Annotated in this window: 25 protein-coding genes; 18 read left to right on the top strand and 7 right to left on the bottom strand. The window is 73.4% G+C overall.

Translation table 11 applies throughout. The annotated features are described in order from the left end of the window. Positions 1-96: 96 nt before the first annotated feature. The 6 genes from WFH25_RS17135 to WFH25_RS17110 all read left to right on the top strand — a co-directional run bounded on the left by WFH25_RS17135 (position 97) and on the right by WFH25_RS17110 (position 3,821). Positions 97-828 (top strand): class I SAM-dependent methyltransferase, encoded by a 732-nt coding sequence (locus tag WFH25_RS17135; RefSeq protein WP_336698719.1) that lies wholly within the window; start codon positions 97-99, stop codon positions 826-828. Next, positions 825-2,633: an alpha/beta fold hydrolase gene (locus tag WFH25_RS17130; RefSeq protein WP_336698718.1), complete on the top strand. Its 1,809-nt coding sequence runs from the start codon at positions 825-827 to the stop codon at positions 2,631-2,633. Before WFH25_RS17135 ends, WFH25_RS17130 begins: the two co-directional genes overlap by 4 nt. Then, a complete protein-coding gene (locus WFH25_RS17125; protein ID WP_336698716.1) occupies positions 2,630-3,232 on the top strand; it encodes a hypothetical protein in 603 nt (200 codons plus the stop codon). Before WFH25_RS17130 ends, WFH25_RS17125 begins: the two co-directional genes overlap by 4 nt. Then, complete coding sequence (locus tag WFH25_RS17120; RefSeq protein ID WP_022905510.1) at positions 3,229-3,396, top strand: hypothetical protein; 168 nt, start codon at positions 3,229-3,231, stop codon at positions 3,394-3,396. Before WFH25_RS17125 ends, WFH25_RS17120 begins: the two co-directional genes overlap by 4 nt. Before the next feature lie 71 nt (positions 3,397-3,467). Beyond that, positions 3,468-3,626, top strand: coding sequence for a hypothetical protein (locus tag WFH25_RS17115; protein ID WP_156794815.1), 159 nt, complete (start codon positions 3,468-3,470; stop codon positions 3,624-3,626). Between the two features lie 30 nt (positions 3,627-3,656). Further along, entirely contained in the window at positions 3,657-3,821 is a 165-nt protein-coding gene (locus WFH25_RS17110; RefSeq protein ID WP_156794816.1) for a hypothetical protein, read from the top strand. Between the two features lie 107 nt (positions 3,822-3,928). On the opposite strand, the gene WFH25_RS17105 is transcribed toward WFH25_RS17110, so the two are convergent. After that, the gene (locus WFH25_RS17105; protein ID WP_336698715.1) at positions 3,929-4,291 is read right to left on the bottom strand and encodes a DUF5997 family protein; all 363 of its coding nucleotides are present in this window, start codon (positions 4,289-4,291) and stop codon (positions 3,929-3,931) included. Between the two features lie 231 nt (positions 4,292-4,522). Between WFH25_RS17105 and trpS the strand changes: the two genes are divergently transcribed. Beyond that, positions 4,523-5,563 carry a tryptophan--tRNA ligase gene (gene trpS / locus WFH25_RS17100; RefSeq protein WP_336698714.1) on the top strand — a complete coding sequence of 347 codons (1,041 nt, stop codon included), beginning with the start codon at positions 4,523-4,525 and terminating at the stop codon, positions 5,561-5,563. On the opposite strand, the gene WFH25_RS17095 is transcribed toward trpS, so the two are convergent. Beyond that, positions 5,544-6,365 carry a shikimate 5-dehydrogenase gene (locus tag WFH25_RS17095; RefSeq protein ID WP_309777486.1) on the bottom strand — a complete coding sequence of 274 codons (822 nt, stop codon included), beginning with the start codon at positions 6,363-6,365 and terminating at the stop codon, positions 5,544-5,546. The genes trpS and WFH25_RS17095 overlap by 20 nt on opposite strands. A 135-nt stretch (positions 6,366-6,500) precedes the next feature. On the opposite strand from WFH25_RS17095, the gene WFH25_RS17090 reads away from it, so the two are divergent. From WFH25_RS17090 to WFH25_RS17045, 10 genes are all read left to right on the top strand, one after another. Beyond that, a complete protein-coding gene (locus tag WFH25_RS17090) occupies positions 6,501-6,692 on the top strand; it encodes a PspC domain-containing protein (RefSeq protein ID WP_070419334.1) in 192 nt (63 codons plus the stop codon). Between the two features lie 34 nt (positions 6,693-6,726). Continuing rightward, complete coding sequence (locus WFH25_RS17085) at positions 6,727-8,100, top strand: L-serine ammonia-lyase (RefSeq protein WP_336698713.1); 1,374 nt, start codon at positions 6,727-6,729, stop codon at positions 8,098-8,100. 14 nt (positions 8,101-8,114) lie between these two features. Beyond that, entirely contained in the window at positions 8,115-8,357 is a 243-nt protein-coding gene (locus tag WFH25_RS17080) for a hypothetical protein (protein ID WP_070417597.1), read from the top strand. A 91-nt stretch (positions 8,358-8,448) separates the two neighbouring features. Beyond that, on the top strand, positions 8,449-8,628 hold the full coding sequence (locus WFH25_RS17075; RefSeq protein ID WP_070417598.1) for a YegP family protein: 180 nt from the start codon (positions 8,449-8,451) through the stop codon (positions 8,626-8,628). 25 nt (positions 8,629-8,653) lie between these two features. Next, positions 8,654-10,339 carry a bifunctional 3'-5' exonuclease/DNA polymerase gene (locus WFH25_RS17070; protein WP_336698710.1) on the top strand — a complete coding sequence of 562 codons (1,686 nt, stop codon included), beginning with the start codon at positions 8,654-8,656 and terminating at the stop codon, positions 10,337-10,339. A gap of 114 nt (positions 10,340-10,453) precedes the next feature. Further along, positions 10,454-11,260 (top strand): phosphatase PAP2 family protein, encoded by an 807-nt coding sequence (locus tag WFH25_RS17065; RefSeq protein ID WP_070417601.1) that lies wholly within the window; start codon positions 10,454-10,456, stop codon positions 11,258-11,260. 10 nt (positions 11,261-11,270) lie between these two features. Next, positions 11,271-12,902 carry a serine/threonine-protein kinase gene (locus tag WFH25_RS17060; RefSeq protein ID WP_336698709.1) on the top strand — a complete coding sequence of 544 codons (1,632 nt, stop codon included), beginning with the start codon at positions 11,271-11,273 and terminating at the stop codon, positions 12,900-12,902. Positions 12,903-12,949: 47 nt separating this feature from the next. Then, positions 12,950-16,114, top strand: a complete 3,165-nt coding sequence (locus WFH25_RS17055) for a GH92 family glycosyl hydrolase (protein ID WP_336698708.1) — start codon at positions 12,950-12,952, stop codon at positions 16,112-16,114. A 34-nt stretch (positions 16,115-16,148) separates the two neighbouring features. Further along, on the top strand, positions 16,149-16,379 hold the full coding sequence (locus WFH25_RS17050) for a hypothetical protein (RefSeq protein ID WP_336698707.1): 231 nt from the start codon (positions 16,149-16,151) through the stop codon (positions 16,377-16,379). Between the two features lie 46 nt (positions 16,380-16,425). Beyond that, positions 16,426-16,629 (top strand): hypothetical protein, encoded by a 204-nt coding sequence (locus tag WFH25_RS17045; RefSeq protein WP_139201893.1) that lies wholly within the window; start codon positions 16,426-16,428, stop codon positions 16,627-16,629. Between the two features lie 222 nt (positions 16,630-16,851). Here the strand turns inward: WFH25_RS17045 and WFH25_RS17040 are convergent, their stop codons facing one another. The 4 genes from WFH25_RS17040 to WFH25_RS17025 form a co-directional block, all read right to left on the bottom strand. Beyond that, the gene (locus WFH25_RS17040) at positions 16,852-17,382 is read right to left on the bottom strand and encodes a GNAT family N-acetyltransferase (RefSeq protein ID WP_336698705.1); all 531 of its coding nucleotides are present in this window, start codon (positions 17,380-17,382) and stop codon (positions 16,852-16,854) included. A 23-nt stretch (positions 17,383-17,405) separates the two neighbouring features. Next, positions 17,406-18,344, bottom strand: coding sequence for an aldo/keto reductase (locus WFH25_RS17035; protein WP_336698703.1), 939 nt, complete (start codon positions 18,342-18,344; stop codon positions 17,406-17,408). Positions 18,345-18,470: 126 nt separating this feature from the next. Continuing rightward, positions 18,471-19,082, bottom strand: coding sequence for a CG0192-related protein (locus WFH25_RS17030; RefSeq protein ID WP_336698701.1), 612 nt, complete (start codon positions 19,080-19,082; stop codon positions 18,471-18,473). 18 nt (positions 19,083-19,100) lie between these two features. Further along, positions 19,101-19,856, bottom strand: coding sequence for an SDR family NAD(P)-dependent oxidoreductase (locus WFH25_RS17025; protein ID WP_336698699.1), 756 nt, complete (start codon positions 19,854-19,856; stop codon positions 19,101-19,103). A gap of 35 nt (positions 19,857-19,891) precedes the next feature. On the opposite strand from WFH25_RS17025, the gene WFH25_RS17020 reads away from it, so the two are divergent. After that, complete coding sequence (locus tag WFH25_RS17020) at positions 19,892-20,701, top strand: putative RNA methyltransferase (RefSeq protein ID WP_336698697.1); 810 nt, start codon at positions 19,892-19,894, stop codon at positions 20,699-20,701. Between the two features lie 7 nt (positions 20,702-20,708). Here the strand turns inward: WFH25_RS17020 and WFH25_RS17015 are convergent, their stop codons facing one another. Next, entirely contained in the window at positions 20,709-21,212 is a 504-nt protein-coding gene (locus tag WFH25_RS17015; RefSeq protein WP_336698695.1) for a hypothetical protein, read from the bottom strand. Positions 21,213-21,228 lie beyond the last annotated feature (16 nt).

Below are 21,228 nucleotides of genomic sequence, written 5' to 3'. Positions count from 1 at the left end.
GAGCGATCGTCGGGACTCGTGGGACTGAGCGGACGTACAGGCCTACCGTCCCTCGGTGTCGGGCCGAGGGAGCCCGGCGCCGAGGGGGGTCGGGTCGTGCAGCACACGTACGGGCAGCAGTTCGCGGAGATCTACGACGACGTCTTCCCGCCGGACCCGGGCCTCGTCGAGGTGCTCGCTTCCAGCGCACCGGCGACGGCGCTCGAGCTCGGCGTGGGGACCGGCCGCGTGGCGATTCCGCTCGCGCAGCGGGGCGTCACCGTCACCGGCGTCGACCTGTCCGCCGAGATGCTCGACCGGTGCCGCGACGGCGCCGACGACGCCGGCGTCGACCTCGACCTGGTGCAGGGCTCGATGACGGACCTCCGCCTCGGACGGCGGTTCGACCTGGTCTTCTGCGTCTGCGCGTCCATCTCGATGCTGCTGACCCGCGAGCACCAGCGCGAGACGCTCGCCACCGCGCGGGACCACCTCGCCGACGGTGGCCGCCTGGTCGTCGAGACGCACAACCCGGACGCGGTGCTCGGCCTGCACGGCGGACGTCGTCGTGAGACCTGGTTCGTCCCGTACCCGGGCGCCGGCCGTGGTCTGCAGACCTACGCGACCCTGGACGAGCCGACCGGACTCTGGCAGGTCAGTCACCTGTGGCACGACGGCGGACGGACGACCATCGGGAACGAGGTGAGCCTCCTCACACCGGTCGAGGTCCTGACGGGCCTCGGTGCGGAGCTCGGGCTCGCCGTGCGGTCCGTGACGGGCGACCGGGACGGCGGTCCGGTGACGCCGGAGTCCCCCACGTACACGGTCGAGTTCGAGGTGGCGCCGTGATCGGGTTCGTGGACCGCGTCGTCCGCAGTGGCGTCGACCGATCGGCCGACCGCGGGAACGTGCTCGCCGCGACCGAGCGGGCGTCCGCGCTCGTGGTGCTGATGGGGAGTCTCGAGCACCTCGCGAACGCGGACAACCGCCGGACTGGCGGCCTGAACGACTGGACCCTGCTGCGGGGTTCCGCGCTCGTCCGCAACGAGCGTCTGCGCCGCGTGCTCGACCGCGTCTACCGGCCCCGGGTGGTGACCGCGATGCACGGGCTCCGGGTGGCCGCCGCCCTCGTCCACCTGTCCCCGGTCCGCGACCGACGCGTCCGCGCCGCGGCGTCCGCCGTCACGGTGCTCACCGGCTACGCACTCGGGCCGCTGCACCACAACGGCGGCGACGGCAGCGACCAGGCGGCGTTCTTCACGCAGGCGCTGTCGGGTGTGGCCCGGGCCTCCGGACGACCCGCGACGGTGGACACCGCGCTGTGGGCGGTCGCGAGCCAGGCGACGCTGTCGTACCTCGTCTCGGGCTGGGTGAAGCTGATGGGTGAGCCCTGGCGGAACGGCTCGGCGCTGCTCGGGGTGATGCGCACGCGGACCTACGGTTCGGAGTGGGTGTGGCGGGTCCTGCGCGACCGGCCGGCACTGGCGCGGGTGGGCGAGGTCGCCACGCTCGTCCTCGAGTGCGCGTTCCCGATCGTGTTCGTGCTCGGCCCGCGGATGCGCGTGGCGTACCTCGGCGCGATCGCCGGGATGCACCTCACCATCGCCGCGACCATGGGGCTCGGTCGGTTCCTCCCCGCGTTCCTCGCACTGCAGCCCGCGGTGCTCTACGTCACCGCGGACCGGCGATCGGTCGTGCCGCGTCGTCACGACGGGTTCCCGTGGGTCCTCGGCGTGATCGGGGCCGCGGTCGGGACGCAGGCCGTGGTCCGGCAGGTCGTGGACGCCCGGCGCAGTCGACGTCCCCGTGCCGGACAGACCGTGGTCGAGACGCCCACCGGATCGCGCCTGGCCGTGCGGTACCGGCCGTCGGCCTCGGGCCCGGGCGCACCGCTGGTGGTGTTCGAGAACTCGCTCGTCGCGGTCCAGGAGTACTGGGACCCGATCATCGCGGAGCTCGGCGGCGACGTCGCCACGCTGACGTACGACCGTCCCGGCACCGGCGCGAGCACGGCATCCGGCGCGACGCTCGCCACCTACGCGGAGGACCTCCGCTTCCTCGTCGGCCGCCACGCCGGGGACGGACCCCTCTGGCTCGTCGGGCACTCGTTCGGCGGGCACCTGCTCCGACGCCACGCGGCCGAGCTCGGGCGCGACGTCGCCGGGGTGGTCCTCCTCGACCCGACCACCGGTTTCGTGGACCGACCCGACGAGGACGTCCTGACCGCCGTCCGGTCGCTCACCGACGGCTTCCCGCTGATGGAGTGGTCCCTGCGGACCGGCTGGGGATGGCTGCTCGACGCCACGACCTGGGCGATCCCCGCACGCCAGGAACGGACCGACGACCTGAGCCCCGTGTACCGGAACGCCCGACTGTGGCGCACCGGCCGTGCGGAGTGGCAGGCGGCGGAGCCGGACCTCGTCGCCGACCGACCCGGACGCCGCATCCCCGAGGGTGCCGACGTGCTCGTCGTCACGGCGAGCACGAGCGACGAACTCCAACCGGCCGTGAGCGCCGCGCACGAACGCGTCGCGCACGAGCACGACGGTCGCCGCGAGGTCGTCCGGTCCACCCACGACGGCCTGCTCGTCCACCCCGGACCGGTCCGACGGGTCGGTGCACTCGTCCGCGAGGCGATCGGGGCGGACCGATGAGCCGCCGCAGTGACGGTCGGGCCCTGCCCCTCGCGATCTGCCTCGCGCTCTGGATCGTCGCGACGGTCATCGGCCAGCACCCGAACCGTCGGTTCGACCGGGTCCGGCAGGTCGACACCGCCGCGCTGCTCATCCCGAACTGGCGCTTCTTCGCACCGATCCCCGCCTCGATGGACTTCGAGCTGCTGCACCGGTACCGGCAGGACGACGTGATCAGCGAGTGGACGCGGACCAAGGACGTCGCAGCACGCCGGCTCCGGCACATGCTGTGGTTCCCGGACCGGCGGGTCGACAAGGGCCTGTTCGACGTGGTCGGACGGTTCCTGGTGGCAGCGGAACAGCTGCCGGACGGGTACGAGACGGGCGCCGACTACCGCGCGCTGCTCGCCTTCGTCCGCCGCGTCGTCGCCGCGCAGACCGGTGGTCGCGCCGATGCCGTCCAGTTCGCGATCGTCCGCACGGGCGGTCACGACGACACCGTGCCCGTCGAGGAGCTCTTCGCATCCCGACGGGAACCCATGCACGACGGGGACGGCCCCCGTCGGCAGCCGGACGCCGCCTCCGCAGCGTCCGCACGACCGAAGGAGGAGACCAGATGAACGCCAACACACGGACCGCGCTGTGGTTCGCAGCACCCGTCGTGCTCATCGCCATCGCGGTGGCGATACTCCTGTTCGACCTGCCCGGCTTCGCGTGGCTGTCGGTCCTGGTCGTGCTCGGCATCGCAGCCGCAGTCTTCGTCGTCTCGGCACGACGAGAGTGACCTCGGCCCACCGGGCCGGGAACCGGGCCCAGCGCCCGACCAACACCATCGCAGAACGGAAGGAATCCAGCATGACCACCATCGCCGACATCGCGTTCGACAGCGACCGCGGGCAGCGGTTCGCACCGGAGCAGCCCCTCGCCGCGACCCCGCTCGCAGCGCTCGCCGCCACCTCGGTCTTCACGGGTGCGGTCGCCGCGTACGCGGTCGAAGAGGCCGTCGGGAACTGATCAGCAGGACATCGAGGAAGGAACCAGCGCATGCAGCAGACACGACAGCTCGACGCCGTCCCGTTCGACAGTGACGAGGCGACCACGTTCCGTGGTCTCCGTCCCGTCGCGGCCACCCCGGCAGCGGTGGCCTGGGCCGGCGCAGTCGTGGCGGCGGCCGGGGTCGGTGCCGCCATCGGGGACGCCGTCGACTGACGGAGCCGCGTGACGGCGCCGGTTGGCGCCGTGTGCGGGCAGGACGGGAGGCGCGGTGCCGGACGGTACCGTGCCTTCCGTCGTGGACGGTGCGGGTGTGCTCCGCGCTACGGCCGGGTGTCGACGAGCGCGACGAAGCGGCTGCCGATGCCCTCGACCTCGTGCCGGGTGAAGCCCGCGACGGGGTCCGGCGCCTGGTAGGGCTCGTGGTAGTCGCACATCAGGTGGTCCCAATCGGGCCACCACTTCTTCGGACGTGCCTCTTCCGCGAAGCCGCAGACCACGCACTCGAGACGGACCCAGACCTTCCTGGTGCCGGTGCGGTTGGCGCGGGACTGCACGAGCCAGGCGGGCGGGTCCTGCTCGATCGCCGTGATTTCGGCCTCGCTGAGGTGCGAGGGGATCCCGTGCCGGGTCGCCATCTCGAGGGAGATGTCGAGCCGGACGGCGGCGTCACGTCGGGAGAGCATCCGACCAGCGTAGAGCGCCGACATCGAGCGGTGGGGACGGGTGTCGCTGCGCCGACGCTCACGCTACGATCCCGACATGCGTTCTCCTCGTTCTTCGTGGTGGCTGCGGTAGCAGCCTCCTGACGCATGGTCGCGGGCTGCACGGCAGCTCGCAGACCGCAGGACCGTCGTGCAGCCCTTTCTCTCGAGAGGGCAACTCCAGTGGACACGTTCACCGCCACACAACACCGCATGCACGACCTCGACGCCCGCATCCGGGCGCGACCGGACCGCTTCCGAGTCCTGACCGGCGAACGGCCGACCGGTCGGCTGCACCTCGGGCACTTCTTCGGCACGATCGCCGAGCGCGTCGCGCTGCAGCGGCGCGGCGTCGAGACCTTCCTGGTGCTCGCCGACTACCAGGTCATCACCGATCGGGACACCGCTGACCACGTCGCCTCGAACGTCCGCGAGGCCGTGCTCGACTACCTCGCGGCCGGACTCGACCCGACCGCGACGACGGTCTTCGCGCACTCGTCGGTGCCGGCGCTGAACCAGCTGCTGCTGCCGTTCCTCAGCCTCGTCACCGAAGCGGAGCTGCACCGCAACCCGACCGTGAAGGCCGAGGTCGCGGCATCCGGTCGCGCGCTCAGCGGCCTGATGCTCACCTACCCCGTCCACCAGGCCGCGGACATCCTGTTCTGCAAGGGCAACCTCGTCCCGGTCGGGAAGGACAACCTGCCGCACGTCGAGATGACACGGACGATCGCTCGGCGGTTCAACGACCGGTTCGGCGCGCTGTTCCCCGAGCCGGAACCGCTCGTCACGACGTCCCCCGAGGTCCCCGGTGTCGACGGCCGGAAGATGAGCAAGAGCTACGGCAACGCGATCGCGCTCGGCATGACCGCCGACGAGACCGCGGACGTCATCCGACGGGCACGCACGGACGGTGATCGGCACATCACCTTCGACCCCGAGCGCCGGCCGGGGGTCGCAGCGCTCCTCACGACCGCGGCGCTGTGCACGGGCTCGACCCCGGAGGCGATCGCCGACGGGATCGGCTCAGCGGGCGCGGCGGCGGTGAAGCGTGTCGCGGTCGAGGCGGTCAACGAGCGCTTCGCCGCGCACCGACGCCGTCGTGCCGAACTCGCTCGCGACCCGTCGATCGTCACCGCGGTGCTGGCGGCCGGGAACCGTCGGGCGAACGAGATCGCCGAGGCGACCCTCGACGAGGTCCGCACCCGGATGGGCATGCGGTACACCGACGAGCCGATCAGGCCTCGCTGCGACTGAACTCGCTCGCCCGGCGGACCTGGTCGTCCGTCAGCGCGACGCCCGTGTACCGCTCGAACTGCCGCGCCGCCTGCAGCGCGATCACCTCGGCACCGGTGATGACCTGCTTGTCCGCAGCGCGACCGGCGCGGATCAGCGGGGTCTCGGACGGGAACGCGACCACGTCGAACACGGTCGTCGCCGCCCCGACGCGATCCTGGTCGAAGGCGAGCGTGTCCTGCTGGTCGCCGCGCATGCCGAGGGGCGTGACGTTCACCAGGACGTCGGTGACCGGCGCGTCCCGCTCGTCGGCGACCCACTCGTACCCGTACTGCGCCGCGAGGGCCGGCCCCGCCTGCTCGTTGCGTGCGACCACGGTGAGGTCGTCGAACCCGGCACCCCGGAACGCCGCCGTGACCGCCTTGGCCATGCCGCCGGAGCCGCGGAGCAGCACACTCGCGGACGGATCGACGGCGTGCGAGGCGAGCAGCGACGCGACTGCCTCGTAGTCGGTGTTCGACGCCGTGAGGACGCCGTCGTCGTTCACCACGGTGTTGATCGACTCGATCGCCGCCGCGGACTCCTCGACGACGTCGACGAGCGGGATGATCGCTTCCTTGAAGGGCATCGAGACCGAGCAGCCGCGGATGCCGAGTGCCCGGATGCCGGTCACCGCGCCCGGGAGGTCGGTCGTGGTGAACGCCTTGTAGACGAACTCCAGCCCGAGCTCGTCGTAGAGGAAGTTGTGGAAGCGAGTGCCGATGTTGCTCGGTCGAGCGGCGAGTGAGATGCAGACCTGCATGTCCTTGTTGAGGATGGGCATGTCGTCAGTCTCCCATGGCAGCAGGGATGGAGCGGTCCACAGGAGTCAGATGTGGAGGGGGTGGGGTTGTCCCCACCACGGATGCGGGTGTCCCCCGGATTCGATGTCGGACCGATCCTCCGTACCGTCGACGACATGAACACACTCATCCGCCCCCGCACCGGCCGCCTCCTCGCCGGGGTCTGTGCCGGCATCGCCGACCGGTTCGGCTGGTCCCGCACCCTCGTCCGCATCGCCTGGGTCATCCTGAGCCTCTTCCCGGGGCCCCTCTGGATCGCCTACGTCGTCCTCTGGATCCTCATGCCGAACCAGGGCTCCCGGCGCTGATCCCCCACCCGTCCGGACGGGTTAGTGTGGCGGGGTGCCGGTCTCCGTCTTCGATCTGTTCAGCATCGGGATCGGTCCGTCGAGTTCCCACACCGTCGGACCGATGCGGGCCGGACGCGCCTTCGCCGCCCGCGTGGCCGAGGCTCCCGTCGCGACGATCGCCGTCGACCTCTACGGCTCGCTGGCCTCGACCGGCCAGGGCCACGGGACGCTCGGCGCGGTCGTCGCCGGCCTGATGGGGTCGGACCCCGAAACCGTGGACCCCGACGCGATGACCCGATCGCTCGCCGAGCTCGAGGAGACCGGCGTGCTCCGGCTCCAGGGTGGGGCGAGCGTCCCGTTCCGGCTCGCCGACATCGTGCTCCACCCGCTGACGATGCTCCCCCGCCACCCGAACGCGATGCGCCTCCGCGCCGCCGACGCGTCCGGGGCGACCATCGCCGAGGAGACCTACTACTCGATCGGCGGCGGCTTCGTCACGAACGACTCCGAGGGGGACGTCGCCGAGACCGCGATCCCCGTCGACGACGCCGTGCCGTACCCGTTCTCGAGCGGCGCCGAGCTGCTCGCGGCCTGCGCGGCGACCGGGCTGCCGGTCAGCGGGGTCGCACTCGCCAACGAGACCGCCACGCGCAGTACCGACGACGTCCGCGCCGGCCTCCTCCGCATCCACGGCGTCATGGAGTCCTGCGTCGAACGGTCCGTCGAACGCTCCGGCACGCTCCCGGGCGGACTCACCGTGCGACGCCGCGCCGCGAACTGGTTCGAGCAGCTCACCGCCGACGACCCCGGGCACGACCCGCTCTTCGCGATGGAGTGGGTGAACCTCATGGCGATGGCCGTCAACGAGGAGAACGCCACCGGTGGACGGGTGGTCACCGCTCCGACGAACGGTGCCGCCGGCATCATCCCCGCCGTCCTGTACTACGCGCTCACCTACGTGCCGACGGTCACGCCGGCGAACCGCGACGACACCGTGGTGCGCTTCCTGCTGACCGCGGGCGCCGTCGGTTCGATCTACAAGGAGCGCGCCTCGATCTCCGGCGCCGAGGTCGGCTGCCAGGGCGAGGTCGGGTCGGCGGCGTCGATGGCCGCCGCAGGGCTCGCCGAAGTGCTCGGAGGAACGCCCGAGCAGGTCGAGAACGCCGCCGAGATCGCCATGGAGCACAACCTCGGGCTCACCTGCGACCCGATCGGCGGGCTCGTCCAGATCCCGTGCATCGAGCGGAACGCCATCGCCGCGAACAAGGCGATCAATGCGGCGCGGATGGCGCTGCGGGGTGACGGCGTGCACCACGTGTCGCTCGACCAGGTCGTCGAGACGATGCGGCAGACCGGCGCCGACATGTCCACGAAGTACAAGGAGACCGCGATGGGCGGGCTCGCGGTGAACGTCCCGCTCTGCTGAGTACCGTCCCTCCCATGACGAAGCCCGACCGCGACCACCTCGACGACGGTGTCGACATGTCCTTCGAAGAACGCCGCCAGGACACCTTCCGACGCATGTCCGGCTCCGACGAGCACGACGCCGACCCACGGGTCGAGGTGTCCCGCGCCGAGGACGGCGACGTCCGCATCGACGTCTCCGACAGTGCCGCGGTCCGCCCCGGCGGCGGGACCTCGCAGCGACCCCGCGGTGACGGGGACGCGAACACCGCGGATTGAGGCTTCCGCGATCCGGTCCCGGCCAGTAGCGTGCGGAGCAGACCGCGCTCCGCGGACAACGGGCACCATCGGATCGACGCGAGGAGTCGACATGGCCGGCAAGTTCGAGATCTGGACCGACGCCAAGGGGGAGTACCGCTTCCACCTCAAGGCGGGCAACGGCGAGGTCATCGCCACGTCCGAGGGGTACGCCTCGAAGGCGGGTGCGAAGAACGGCATCGCCTCCGTGCAGCAGAACGCGCCCGGCGCGGAGGTCGTCGAGCTCGACTGACGGTGGCGCACGGCATGATCGTTCCGTGCACCTCGTCCTCCGCCGCGTCGACGGCGGCGTCCTCGCGACGCCCCTGACCGACGCGGGGACCGCAGACGGCGAGCCGATCCGGGTGGACGAGCCGCGCCTCCCGGCCTTCGTCGCATCCCGGGACGCGCCCGACGTGCGCTGGGTGTGGGACGACACCGCGCGCTGGTACCCGGCCGTGCTCGCGGCCGGCGGCCGGGTCGGGCGCTGCATCGACCTGCGCCTGTGCCGCCGCATCCTGCGATCGGCCCTCGCGGCACGGGACACCGCGCTCGCCGCCGCGCCCGTCGACGCGTGGGACGCCGCCGTCCAGGAGGCGCGGGTCACCCGCCCGACGCACGCCCGCCTCTTCGACGACGCGCTCTTCGACGTGTCGCCTCCCGACGACGAGCTGGACCCGGTGGCAGAGCTGCGGGCGCAGCTCGACGCGGTCGCGTCGTCGACCGCGCCGGGTGCGCTGCGGCTCCTGGTGACGGCGGAGTCCGCCGGCGCGCTCGTGGCGGCGGAGATGCTCCACGCCGGGCTGCCCTGGCGCGCCGACGTGCACGAACGACTGCTCGAGGACGCGCTCGGACCGCGGGTGCCGTACGGCGTGCGACCTCGGCGGCTCGAGGAGATCGCTGCCGTCGTGCGCGAGCGGCTCGGTGACCCGTCGCTCAACCCGGACTCGCCCGCCGACGTCCTGAAGTCCCTGCGCCGGGCCGGCCTGATGGTCACGAGCACGCGGAAGTGGGAGCTGCAGGAGATCGAGCACCCGGTCATCGAACCGCTGCTCGAGTACAAGCGGCTCGCGCGGTTGCTGACCGCGAACGGTTGGACCTGGCTCGACGAGTGGGTGCACGACGGTCGGTTCCACCCGAAGTACCTGGTCGGCGGGGTCGTCACCGGGCGATGGGCGGCCGACGGCGGGGGAGCGATGCAGCTGCCGAAGGGCATCCGCGCCGCCGTGGTCGCGGACGACGGGTGGAAGCTCGTGGTGGCCGACGCGGCGCAGCTCGAGCCCCGGGTGCTCGCGGCGATGGCCGGCGACCGGGCGATGGCGGCGGCCGGCGACGGGCGCGACCTGTACGACGGCGTCGTGGCCTCCGGCGCGGTCGAGACCCGGCAGCAGGCCAAGGGCGCGATGCTCGGCGCGATGTACGGGGCGACCCAGGGCGAGGGCGGGCGGCTCGTCCCGCGGCTCGAGCGGGCGTTCCCTGCTGCCCTCGGACTCGTCAGCCGGGCAGCCCGGGCGGGGGAGCGGGGCGAACCCGTGACGACGTTGCTCGGCCGGACGTCACCGGTGCCGGACGCCTCGTGGTTCGCGGCGCGGAACCAGGCCTACACGGTCGAGGGGACGCCGGCGATGCAGCGGGCGGTGGAGTCGCGGGCACGGAGCTGGGGGCGGTTCACCCGGAACTTCATCGTGCAGGGCACCGCTGCCGAGTGGGCGCTGGCGTGGATGGGCTCGTTGCGCTCGCGGCTCGCCGAGCGCTTCCGGGGGCCGGTGACGGACGGCCCGCACCTGGTGTTCTTCGTGCACGACGAGATCGTGGTGCACACCCCGGCCGAGCACGCCGAGTGGGTGGCCGAGCAGATCCGGGCCGCCGCCGCCGATGCCGGGCGTCTGCTCTTCCGCGACTTCCCGGTGGTGTTCCCGCTCGCGGTGGCGGTCGTCGACGACTACGGCGCCGCGAAGGACTGACGCGGCGCACCTGCGCGCCCGGTGCCCGGCGCACCGGCGGCGCCGGGTGCCCGGCGCAACGGCGGCGCCCGGGCGCACCGCACCCGCACACCGGGACTCGGGCAGGGTGGGTCGATGCAGACCGATCACCCCGAGGCCCCCGACCAGCGCGTCGGCGACGTCGACCTCACGACGTGGCGCACCCGCGCCGGCCGGGCGTCCGCGGACGGCTGGGCAGCGCTCGGCCACCGCTGGGGCGCGCTCCCGCTGCTCGTGGTCACCCTCGCGATCGGCATCGGGGTCGCCGTGACCGCGACCTGGGCGGCCTCCGAGGTCTACGACGCCGTGCGCGAGGCCGACGACGTCGCCGTGCTCGACCGCCCCGTGCTCGACTGGATGCTCACGCTCCGGTCGCCGACGGCCGACACCCTCGTGACCTGGTGGACGGACGTCGCCGGCACCATCGGGATGCCGATCGTCGCCCTGGGGTTCCTCGTCGGGTTCACGATCCAGCGTCGTGCCTGGACGCCCCTCGTGCTGCTCGTCGCGGCCGCGGGCGGGTCCCTGCTCATGACGGTCGCGGGCAAGGACCTCATCGGCCGTGCCCGCCCGCCGCTGCGCGATGCCGTCCCGCCGTACGAGCACTCGCCGTCGTTCCCGTCCGGGCACACGCTCAACGCGACCGTCATCGTCGGGACGATCGTGTACCTGCTGCTGCTCCGGCAGTCGAAGCTCGTGACCCGGGTGCTGACGATCGTCGCCGGGACGTTCTTCGTCGTCTCGGTCGGCATCTCGCGGGTGTTCCTCGGCCACCACTGGCTGACCGACGTCCTGGCGGCGTGGGCGCTCGGGCTCGCCTGGCTCGCGCTGGTGATCACGGCGCACCGCCTCTACCTCACGGCGCTCCGCCGCGGTGCGCGACCCGTCAGGTCGTCCCGGTAGGTTGCCCCGCATGGAAGAACGGGTCTTCGGCGGTCGGTACCGCGTCACGGGAACGCTCGGGCACGGTGGCATGGCCTCCGTCTACCGGGCGGTCGACGAGCAGCTCGGGCGTGAGGTGGCGGTCAAGGTCTTCCGCATCGGAGCGGTCGACCACGGCGAACGCGCCCGTGCCGAGGCGGAGATCCAGACCCTCGCGGCGCTCCGCAGCCCGGCACTCGTGACCCTGTACGACGCCGCGCTCGACGACGTCGACGGCGACTCGTACCTCGTGATGGAACTCGTCCCGGGCAGCGACCTCGCGACGCGACTGCGCGAGGGGCCGCTCGACCGTGCCACCGCCGCCGGTGTCGGGGCGCAAGTCGCGGACGGCCTCGCGGCGGCGCACGCGCAGGGCATCGTCCACCGCGACGTGAAGCCGGCGAACGTGCTGCTCGAGAGCGACGGCGTCCACGTCAAGCTCGCCGACTTCGGCATCGCCCTGCTGCGGGACGGCGCCCGGGCCACCCAGACCGGCACGGTGATGGGCACGGCGGCGTACATCGCACCGGAGCAGGTCCTGGCGCAGCCGATCACCGGCAAGGCCGACGTGTACGCGCTCGGGCTCATGCTCCTCGAGGCGCTCACCGGCAAGCAGCCGTTCCCGGGCAGCGCGGTCGAGTCCGCGACAGCTCGCCTCACCCGCGGTCCGGAGATCGACCCGCACCTGCCCACTGCCTGGCGCACGCTCCTGCACGTCATGACCGCGCAGGACCCGGCGGACCGGCCCTCCGCGGCCGAGGCGGCACAGCGACTCCGCGCGCTCGGCCACGACGACGCCGCTCCGGCCACGCAACTCCTCCCAGGCGGTCCCGGCACGGTCACGCCGGCCGTGGCGGGTGCGGCGGCCGGTGCCGCGGCTGCGGGCGCTGCGGGTGCCGCCCGTGCGGACGAGGCGACGCAGGCGATGCCGGCGAGTCGCGCCTCCGGGGCCGACGACGCCACACGAGCCATGCCGACCGCGCAGCCCGGCGGCGCCGACGACGCGACGCGCGTCCTGGACGCGCAGCGGCCGAACGCCTCCGACGACGTCGCGACCACGGTGCTCGGCGCGCAGGGGGGCCGCAGTGCGGACGGCGCGACCGGAGCGGTCGGCCGTGCCGGAGGCCCCCGTGGCCCGGTCGCGGCACCCCCGGCCCCGGCGCCGGACGACCGACCCCGGCGCCGACGCGGGCCGATCATCGCCGCCGTGGTGATCGGTGTGCTCGTGCTCGCCGGCATCGTCGTCGCCGTGTTCGCCCTGAACGGGGACGACGGGTCGACGCCGGCACCGACCGAGTCGAGCTCGCCGTCGACCGACGACCAGCAGCCGAGCGAGCCGGCGGAGCAGCCGTCCGAGCCGGCCGAGCAGCCCTCCGAACCGGCCGAGCAGCCGTCCGAGCCCGCGCAGCAGCCGTCCGAACCGGCCGAGCAGCCGTCCGAGCCGGCACAGCCGAGCGACCCGGCGGACGACCCCTCGGTGGGGCCGCAGCCGTCGAGCCCGGCGTCCAACCCCGTGCAGGCTCCGCAGGACGGCGCCGACCCGGCCGTCGACACCAGTGGTCCGGGCGGCTCCGACTCCGGCCCCGGGAACTCGGCGAACGCGCCGGGGCGCAACCGGGGCTGACACGCCGAGGGTTTTCCTCCAGACGGTGGACCAAATACGCTGGGCCGGTGCGAGAACTGCAACGGAGCGGTGGCCCGACGACGGCCGTCGCCGCGCGGAACGGTGTCGGCTTCGGTTCGGCGGAGGGCTGGCTGGTCGAACGACCCGCGGGGGAGCACGTCGCCGCCGCGGTCGTCCCCGGGTTCGCCGGTCGGACGATCGAGTCGGGTGACGAACTCTCGTGGGTGTGGTTCCCGGAGCGCGTGCTGCCGGACGGTGCGACGGAACCCACCGAGGACGACCTGCCGCACTTCTGGGACGCGACGGCGTTCGCGCTCGACCTGGTCTGCACCGACGGCACGCGGCTGAGCGACGCGGCGCGCGACCAGTACGGCGACGCGCTCACGCCGGAGGCGCAGGACGCCGCGCGCAAGCAGTGGGTCGACCAGTGGAACCGTCGGGCGGTGGACCTCACCCCGCTCGCGAGCCGGGTCGTGGACCGCCTGGAGGCGCGGCTCGGCTCCGCCCCGCACCCCACGACCGCAGACGGGTCGCGCCCGCACCTCCGCGGCTGGCTCGACGCCGTCCGCATCGGGCCCGCGCGCCCCGTCCCGCGCACCCCGCTCGACCACGTCCGCACGACCCGCGGCACGCAGGCGTCCTCGCGGTTCTCCCGCGGCAACAACGCCCCGCTGGTCGGCATCCCGCACGGCGGGGTCTTCGGCCTGCCCATGACCGACGCCTCGAGCAACCGCTGGCCGTACGCCTACCAGGAGCACGACCGCACCGATGCGACCGGCCGGGTCCGCCCGGCGATCCAGGCCTTCGCCACGAGCCACATCCCGTCACCGTGGATGGGGGACCGGGGCGTCTTCCAGGTCATGCCCTCCCCGCTCGACACCCCCGACGTCGACCGTGCAGCCCGTGCCCTCGGCTTCGACCACGACGACGAGCAGGACGGCCCGCACCGCTACCGGGTCGACCTCGACGAGGGCGTCACGGCCGAGATGACCGCGGGGGAGTTCGCCCTCGGCTTCCGGTTCACCGGCACCCGGAGCATCGTGCTCGACCACCACGGCCGGGTCTCGGACGTCTCGGTGACGGTCACGGACGGCACCGCCGTGGTCGAGGCCCTGCTCGACGACCGTCCAGGCACCCCGCCCCACTTCGTGCACGTCCGCGTCCCCGGAGTGACGGCCGACCACACCACCGTCGGCGAGCAGCAGCTCCGCGGCTGGTTGTCGCTGTCCGGCGGGGCCAAGGGCACCGACGTGCTGCTCGGGATCTCCACGGTCTCGTTCGAGGACGCCCGCGCGAACCTCGACGCCGCCGGCCCGTTCGACACCATGCGCGCCCGTGCCGAGCAGCTCTGGACGGACGAGCTCGCCACGCTCTCCGTCGAGGGTGCGACCCCCGACCAGCTGACGAGCCTGTACTCAGGGCTCTACCGCCTGTTCCTCTACCCGAACCGTGCCGGCGAGACCGCGCGCGACGGGGTTCCCCGGCACCGCTCCCCGTACGGCTCCGTGCAGGCCGAGCCGATCCGCGACGAGCCCGGACCCGAGGTCGTCGACGGGCCGTTCACCACCACGAACGGCTTCTGGGACACCTACCGGACCGCGTGGCCGCTCCTCGCCCTGCTCACCCCGGACACGGCGGGCGACCTCGCGCAGGGCTTCGTCGAGCACCACCACGACGGTGGGTGGACGCCCCGGTGGAGTGCCCCCGGCGCCGAGGACTGCATGACCGGCACCACGAGCGACACCGTCTTCGCGGACCTCGCGGTGAAAGGCGTCACCGGGTTCGACCTCGCGCAGGCGTACCGCAGCGCACTGCGGAACGCGACCGTCCCGCCGCGCGACGAGCGTGTCGGACGCAAGGGGAGCCTCCCGGGTGCCTTCCGCGGCCACGTCGACACCGCGACCCACGAGGGGATGAGCTGGACCCTCGACGCGGCCATCAACGACTGGGGCCTCGCCGTCATGGCGGGCCTGCTCGCCTCGCGCGCCCGGACACCCGCCGACCTCGCCCGCTACGAGGCCGAGTCGGAGTGGTTCGCCCGTCGGTCCCTGCAGTACCGGAACGTGTTCGACTCCGAACGGGGCTTCTTCATCGGGCGCGACCCCGACGGCTCGTGGCGGGTCGGCACCGAGTTCGACCCGCGGGACTGGGGCGACGACTACACCGAGACGAACGCGTGGGGGACCGCCTTCACCGCTCCGCACGACGGGTCCGGCGTCGTCGACCTGCACGGCGGCCCGTCCCGCTTCGACGCCGCGCTCGACGCGTTCTTCACCACCCCGGAGACCGGCGCGACCGTCCGCTCCGGCTCCTACGGCTTCCCGATCCACGAGATGACCGAGGCCCGCGACGTGCGGATGGGGATGCTCGGGCTCTCCAACCAGCCCGCGCACCACATCCCGTTCTTCCCGATGTTCACCGGGCGGCACGACGAGGCGCACCGCATCGTCCGCGAGGCGCTGCACCGGCTCTTCGTCGGGTCCGACCTCGGGCAGGGCTACCCCGGCGACGAGGACAACGGCGAGATGAGCGCCTGGTACGTCTTCGCGACGATCGGCCTCTACCCGCTGGCGCCGTCCACGGGCACCTACGTCCTCGTGCCGCCGTCGGTCCGCAGGACGGTGCTGCAGCAGCCGGGAGGCGCGCCCACCGTCATCGAGGTCGCCGACGGCTCCGAGGGCGCGTACGTCGCGTCGGTGACGGTCGACGGCTCACCCTGGACGTCGGTGAGCATCCCCCACTCGGTGGTGGTGTCGGCGTCGCGGATCGTGTTCACGCTGTCGCCCGAGCCGCAGGGCTGGGCATCGGACACCCGCCCGGTGTCCGCGTCCGACGTGCACGGGTACCGGGACACCCCCGTCGACCTGCTGCCGGTCGGCCTGTCGTCCGCCGACCTCCCGTCGCCCGCCTCCTCGCTCGTCGACGACACCGGGCGGACGGTCACGGTGCTCGCCGCGGGGACCTCGGTGTCGTTCGACGTCCCCGACGTCCCGACCTCGCTCTACACGGTCACCGCGGCGGAACCCGGGGTCCACTCGTGGGAGGCCGCGCTCGGGGACACCCGCGTCGCCGTGCAGGACGCGGTGTTCGACTGGGCCGGGCAGACCCGGGTGTTCCGGTTGCAGGGCTCCGGGGCGGCCTTCACGTTCACGGCCGTCTCCGACCTGCCGCTCACCCAGCTCGAGCTGATCGCGGCGGACGGACAGCGTTGACCCGCCGTTCACCGGGCGGGGGCATGCTCGGCCCATGTCGATGAGCACACCCTTCGATCCCGAACAGGACGGCGGCTCGATCCCCGTGGACGGCTCCGACGAGGACGAGCTGCAGATCGAGGAGGACCGCGGCGCCGACGTCGGCGAGGACTCCGCCGACCCGAGCGTCTCGCCGGTCCGTCACGACGACGAGGACGAGGCCGGCGGCGGGCCGGTGTTCCGGCGACCGCAGGCCGGCGACCGCCTGCACCCGGACGATCTCTGACGGACTTCCAGGGCGATTGCCAAGCGGACCGGGCATGCTCGGGCGCATGTCGATCGCGAACTCGTGGGACCCGTCCGGTGGCCGTGCCATCCCCGAGGACCAGGTGAAGGAAGACGGCCTCGAGCTCGACGAGGAGTCGGCGGCCGAGCTCGGCATCACGTTCGACGTCGTCGGCGGGGCGTCGGCCGACCCCGCGGGGGTGTCGCCGGTGGACGTGGCGGTCCCGAGCGCCCCGACCCGCGCCGACTGACCCGCGCCCCGCGCCGCGCGCCGCGCGCGGCGCGCGGCGCTGCCCGCACGCCGCGCCGCTGCCTGCGCCGCGCGCTGCCGCCCGCGCGGCAGCGCTCGTGCTGCGCACAACCAAAAGCACCACGAACCGCGCGGAACCGCGGTTCGACGTGCGTTCGGTTGTGCGACGGCAAGCGACGCCGCGGGCGCGGGCCGCGGCCGCGGGCCGCGACAGCGCGGCGCGTCAGCGCCCGGCGGGCCCGCCGGGCACGCGGTACTTGAACCCGACGTGCGAGCCCGTGAACCCCAGCCGCTCGTAGAACCGGTGCGCGTCCGTCCGGTCCGCGTCCGAGGTCAACTGCACGAGCGGCGTCCCGAGTTCCCGGGCGGCGACGTCGACCACCCACCGCATCACCGCGCTGCCGATCCCGCCCGAGCGCACGCCACTGCTCACCCGGACGGCCTCGACGAGCAGCCGGGCGGATCCACGCCGGGCCATCCCGGGGATCCGCGTGAGCTGCAGCGTGCCGACGACGACGTCCCGCTCGTCCGTCACGACGAGGAGCGCGTTCGCCGGGTCCTCGACGATCGCCCGGAGCGCGGCGGCGTACAGCGGCTCGTCCTCCGGCGCGGCGACGTCCCCGCGTGCGGCACTGATCGGATCGTCCGACAGCAGCGCCATCAGGGCGTCGAGGTCGTCGGGCGAGGCGTCCCGGACGGTGACCGGGCCGGAGCGGGCGACGAGGGGGACGGGCAGGGTGAGGTCGTGGAGCACGGGTCCCACCCTGCCCGATCCGCTCAGGGAACGGTGTGCCCCGCGGCGGTGAACACGCGGTACCACTCCTCGCGCGAGAGTACGACGTCCGACCCGGCGGCCGAGTCCCGGACGCGCTGCGGGTTCGTCGTGCCGAGGACGACCTGGAAGTGCGCCGGGTGGCGGGTGATCCACGCCACGGCGATGCCCGTCGGGGTGACCCCGTGCGCGGACGCGAGCTCCTCGAGCACGTCGTTCAGCTCGGCGTAGTGCTCACGATCGCCGAGGAAGACGCCGTCGAAGAAGCCCTTCTGGAACGGCGACCAGGCCTGCAGCGTGATGTCGTTGCTGCGCGAGTGGTTGAGGATGTCGTTGTCGCGGTCGATCGACTGGTCGAGGCCGCCCATGTTCGCCGTGACGCCCTGCGCGATGACGTTCGCGTGCGTGATGCTCAGCTGCACCTGGTTGAACGCGAGCGGCTGCCGCACCGAGCGGCGCAGCAGGTCGACCTGCCCCGGCGTGTGGTTCGAGACGCCGAAGTGGTGGACCTTGCCGGCGGCGTGCAGCTCGTCGAAGGCCTTCGCGACCTCTTCCGGCTCGACGAGGGCGTCGGGGCGGTGCAGCAGCAGGACGTCGATGTGGTCGGTCTGCAGTGCCGTGAGCGACTCGTGCACGGACTCGATGATGTGCTCGTACGAGAAGTCGAAGTACGCGCCGTTCGGGGTCGGGCGGATGCCGACCTTGGTCTGCAGCACGATCTCGGCGCGCTCGGCGGGTGAGAGCGTGACGGCCGAGCCGAAGCGCTCCTCGCAGCCGTGCCACCCGCCGTACACCGCGGCGTGGTCGAACATGGTCACGCCCGCGTCGCGCGAGGCGCGGTAGAGCGCGCGGATGTCCTCGTCGCTCATGTCGTTGATCCGCATCAGGCCGACGACGACGTCGGAGGCGGTGAGGTCCGTCTGTGGCAACTCCAGTGTCTTCACGCCCTCGATCCTGCCATCGGCGTGCCCGGGCAGGCAGGCCCTGTCCGTACCGGCATCGGCGCGAGCGACGGACGGGAGGCGCGGCTCGGCCCCGCCACGGGCGCCGCGTCCGTCAGGCGGTCCGGTTCAGGGCACCAGGACCGCGAGCACGCCGGTCCCGTCGGCCCAGCTGCCGGTGAGCGTGCGACCAGCGGGCAGCTCCGCCCCGACGGCACGGGCGACGACGAGCGTCCCGTGGTCGGTCGCGACGGAGGTCAGGGCGCCGGAGGTCTGCGTGTCCACGGTCGTCACGGCGGGGGAGTCGGCGTCGGACCCGCTGCCCGATGCCGTCCCCTCGGCGTCCCACGCCCCGGATCCGTCGGCGCGCTCGAGGGTGGCCTCGTGCCCGCCCGTGGCGATCGCCCGGCGCAGGACGTCGGCGTACACCGGGTCGCCCACGGCGTCGTAGACCCAGCGTCGTCCGAGCACGGAGTGGTCCATCTCGGTCACGAGGAAGGCCTCGGCGCCGTCGAGCGGTGCGCCGCGGTAGGTCAGCGGTGCCTGCAGCACCCGGCCGTCCGTGGTGCGCACGAGGACCGTCTCGACGCCGACCTCGCCCGCGGGGTCGTCGAACCGGAACTTCCCCGCGATCGCGAGGTCGTCGCCGGCGGACACCCCGCTCCAGGGCTGGTCCGGCAGCCAGGCGGCGAGCGCCTCGAGCTTCGACGGGCGGAGTTCTGCGCGGTGGATGACGGCCATGCCCCGACCGTACCGGGATCAGTGCACGGAGAACCCGCCGTCGATCGCGATCGACTGCCCCGTGACGTACACCGAACCGGGGCCGGCGAGGAACACCGCGGCGGCGGCGAAGTCCGAGGCGAGCCCGTTCCGCCCGACCAGGGTCCGTGCCGCGAGGGCGGCGACGGTCGCGGGGTCGGCACTGAGCCGTTCGTTGAGCGGGGTCCGGACGAAACCGGGGACGAGGACGTTGGAGGTGACCCCGTGCCCGGACCAGGCCTCTGCTTGGGACCGGGCCAGCGCCTCCAGGCCCGCCTTCGAGACCCCGTACGCGCCGCTGGCGGCGAAGGGTCGGTGCGCCTGCTGGGAGCTGATGCCGATGATGCGGCCGTGCCCGCGAGCGGCCATGCCTGGCGCGAGCCGCTGCCCGAGCACGAACGGCGCGTCGAGGTTCACGGCCATCGTGGCGTCCCAGGTGTCCTCGTCGAGGTCGGCCATGGGCGGCCGCAGGTTGATCCCCGCGGAGTTGACGAGCACGTCGACATCGCCCGCAGTGTCGGCGAGGGCGTGGGCTCCGGCGCGCGTGGACAGGTCTGCGACGATGCCGTCGGCCGAGCCACCCGCCTGCCGGATCGCAGCGACGGTGGCGTCGATGGTCGCCGCGGTCCGGGCAGCGACGAGCACGTGCGCGCCGGCGTCCGCGAGGGCGGTGGCGATCGCTCGCCCGATGCCGGAACTGCCTCCCGTCACCAGGGCGGTGCGTCCGTCGAGGCCGAAGAGCTGCTGCAGCGACATCCGGCCAGGCTAGCGAGGCCCCGTACGCTGGGCCGGTGCGTGACGACCTGCTGCCGATGCTCGCCTGCCCCGTCTGCGCCGAGCCCCTCGGCCGTGTCGACGGTGGCCAGGTCGGCTGCGCCACGGGCCACCGGTTCGACGAGGCCAAGCAGGGTCACCTCACGCTGCTGCCCGCGAAGCGTCGTGCGCTGACGGCGGACACCCCGGAGATGGTCGACGCCCGGCTGCGCTTCCTGGGGCGCGGGCACTACGCGCCGGTCGAACGGGCCGTGGCCCGGGCGGTCGCGTCCGTGGACGTGCCCGGTGTCGTCCTCGACGTCGGGTCCGGGCCGGGCACGTACCTCGCGCACGCGCTCGAGGCCGTCCCGCGGCTCGGGGTCGCACTCGACCTGTCCGCGGTCGCGATCCGACGGGCCGCTCGCATCCACGAGCGTGCGGGGGCCGTCGTCGGGGACGTGACCGAGCGCCTCCCGGTCGTCGACGGCGCAGCCGCGGTCGTGCTGGACGTCTTCGCGCCACGCAACCAGACGGAGTACGCCCGTGTGCTGCACCCCGACGGCCTCCTCGTGGTGGTGACCCCGCGCACCGGACACCTGACGGAGCTGGCCGAGGCGACGATCACGGTGGACCCCGAGAAGGAACGGCGGCTGCACGACTCCCTCACGCCCGCATTCGCGCAGCGTTCGGCCGAGGACCTCACGTGGACGATGGAGCTGTCCGCCGAGGACGTCCACGACGTGGTGCACATGGGGCCGAGCCACCACCACGTCGACCCGGGGCAGGTGTTCGCGCCGACGAGCGTCACCGCTGCCGTGACGGTCAGCACGTGGAGTCCCGCGCGCTGACCGCCCGTCACCGCGGTCGCCGCCGAGCGGTGTGGGACCGTCCGCGCGCGCGGTCGACCGCGATCCCGATCCGGGCGAGCAGCAGCACGGCGCCGACACCACCCGCGCCGATCGGGGTCACGAACAGGCCGAGGTCCGTCCCCGGCAGCAGCCACCAGTCGATCGACCACGCGGCGACGACGGCGAACGCCAGCAGCAGTCCGGCTCGCCACCACCAGCGCCCCGGCAGCCGTCCGACGCCGAGCGTGGCCAGCACCAGGAGCGCCCAGCACCCCTCCGGCGCGAAGGACCGCGGGTCGTTCGTCCCGCAGGTGGACACGGCGCACTCCCACCGGACCTGGTCGGCCACGCCCGCGTACCAGCGGAACAGCAGCACGGCCGCGACGAGGGCGAGGAGCGCCACCGGCGGGCCGGCCCAGCGCCACACCCGGCCGAACCGGGAGCGGCGTCGACGCGCGGCCACCCACCCGTCGCCGAGCTCGTAGCCGGGCATCGGACGGAACTCGGGCATGCCGGCACGCTACCGG

This window comes from Curtobacterium sp. USHLN213, assembly GCF_037144815.1.
In the GTDB taxonomy this organism is placed as follows: domain Bacteria; phylum Actinomycetota; class Actinomycetes; order Actinomycetales; family Microbacteriaceae; genus Curtobacterium.
The sequence above is the reverse complement of the archived record's forward strand: the minus strand, read 5'-3'. Positions and strand labels throughout refer to the sequence as shown.

Coding starts and splice junctions, on each gene's coding strand:
- WFH25_RS17125 (WP_336698716.1), top strand. CDS start 2,630: ATGAGCCGCCGCAGTGACGGTCGGGCCCTGCCCCTCGCGATCTGCCTC.
- WFH25_RS17120 (WP_022905510.1), top strand. CDS start 3,229: ATGAACGCCAACACACGGACCGCGCTGTGGTTCGCAGCACCCGTCGTG.
- WFH25_RS17115 (WP_156794815.1), top strand. CDS start 3,468: ATGACCACCATCGCCGACATCGCGTTCGACAGCGACCGCGGGCAGCGG.
- WFH25_RS17110 (WP_156794816.1), top strand. CDS start 3,657: ATGCAGCAGACACGACAGCTCGACGCCGTCCCGTTCGACAGTGACGAG.
- WFH25_RS17105 (WP_336698715.1), bottom strand. CDS start 4,291: ATGCTCTCCCGACGTGACGCCGCCGTCCGGCTCGACATCTCCCTCGAG.
- trpS (WP_336698714.1), top strand. CDS start 4,523: ATGCACGACCTCGACGCCCGCATCCGGGCGCGACCGGACCGCTTCCGA.
- WFH25_RS17095 (WP_309777486.1), bottom strand. CDS start 6,365: ATGCCCATCCTCAACAAGGACATGCAGGTCTGCATCTCACTCGCCGCT.
- WFH25_RS17090 (WP_070419334.1), top strand. CDS start 6,501: ATGAACACACTCATCCGCCCCCGCACCGGCCGCCTCCTCGCCGGGGTC.
- WFH25_RS17080 (WP_070417597.1), top strand. CDS start 8,115: ATGACGAAGCCCGACCGCGACCACCTCGACGACGGTGTCGACATGTCC.
- WFH25_RS17075 (WP_070417598.1), top strand. CDS start 8,449: ATGGCCGGCAAGTTCGAGATCTGGACCGACGCCAAGGGGGAGTACCGC.
- WFH25_RS17065 (WP_070417601.1), top strand. CDS start 10,454: ATGCAGACCGATCACCCCGAGGCCCCCGACCAGCGCGTCGGCGACGTC.
- WFH25_RS17060 (WP_336698709.1), top strand. CDS start 11,271: ATGGAAGAACGGGTCTTCGGCGGTCGGTACCGCGTCACGGGAACGCTC.
- WFH25_RS17050 (WP_336698707.1), top strand. CDS start 16,149: ATGTCGATGAGCACACCCTTCGATCCCGAACAGGACGGCGGCTCGATC.
- WFH25_RS17045 (WP_139201893.1), top strand. CDS start 16,426: ATGTCGATCGCGAACTCGTGGGACCCGTCCGGTGGCCGTGCCATCCCC.
- WFH25_RS17030 (WP_336698701.1), bottom strand. CDS start 19,082: ATGGCCGTCATCCACCGCGCAGAACTCCGCCCGTCGAAGCTCGAGGCG.
- WFH25_RS17025 (WP_336698699.1), bottom strand. CDS start 19,856: ATGTCGCTGCAGCAGCTCTTCGGCCTCGACGGACGCACCGCCCTGGTG.
- WFH25_RS17015 (WP_336698695.1), bottom strand. CDS start 21,212: ATGCCCGAGTTCCGTCCGATGCCCGGCTACGAGCTCGGCGACGGGTGG.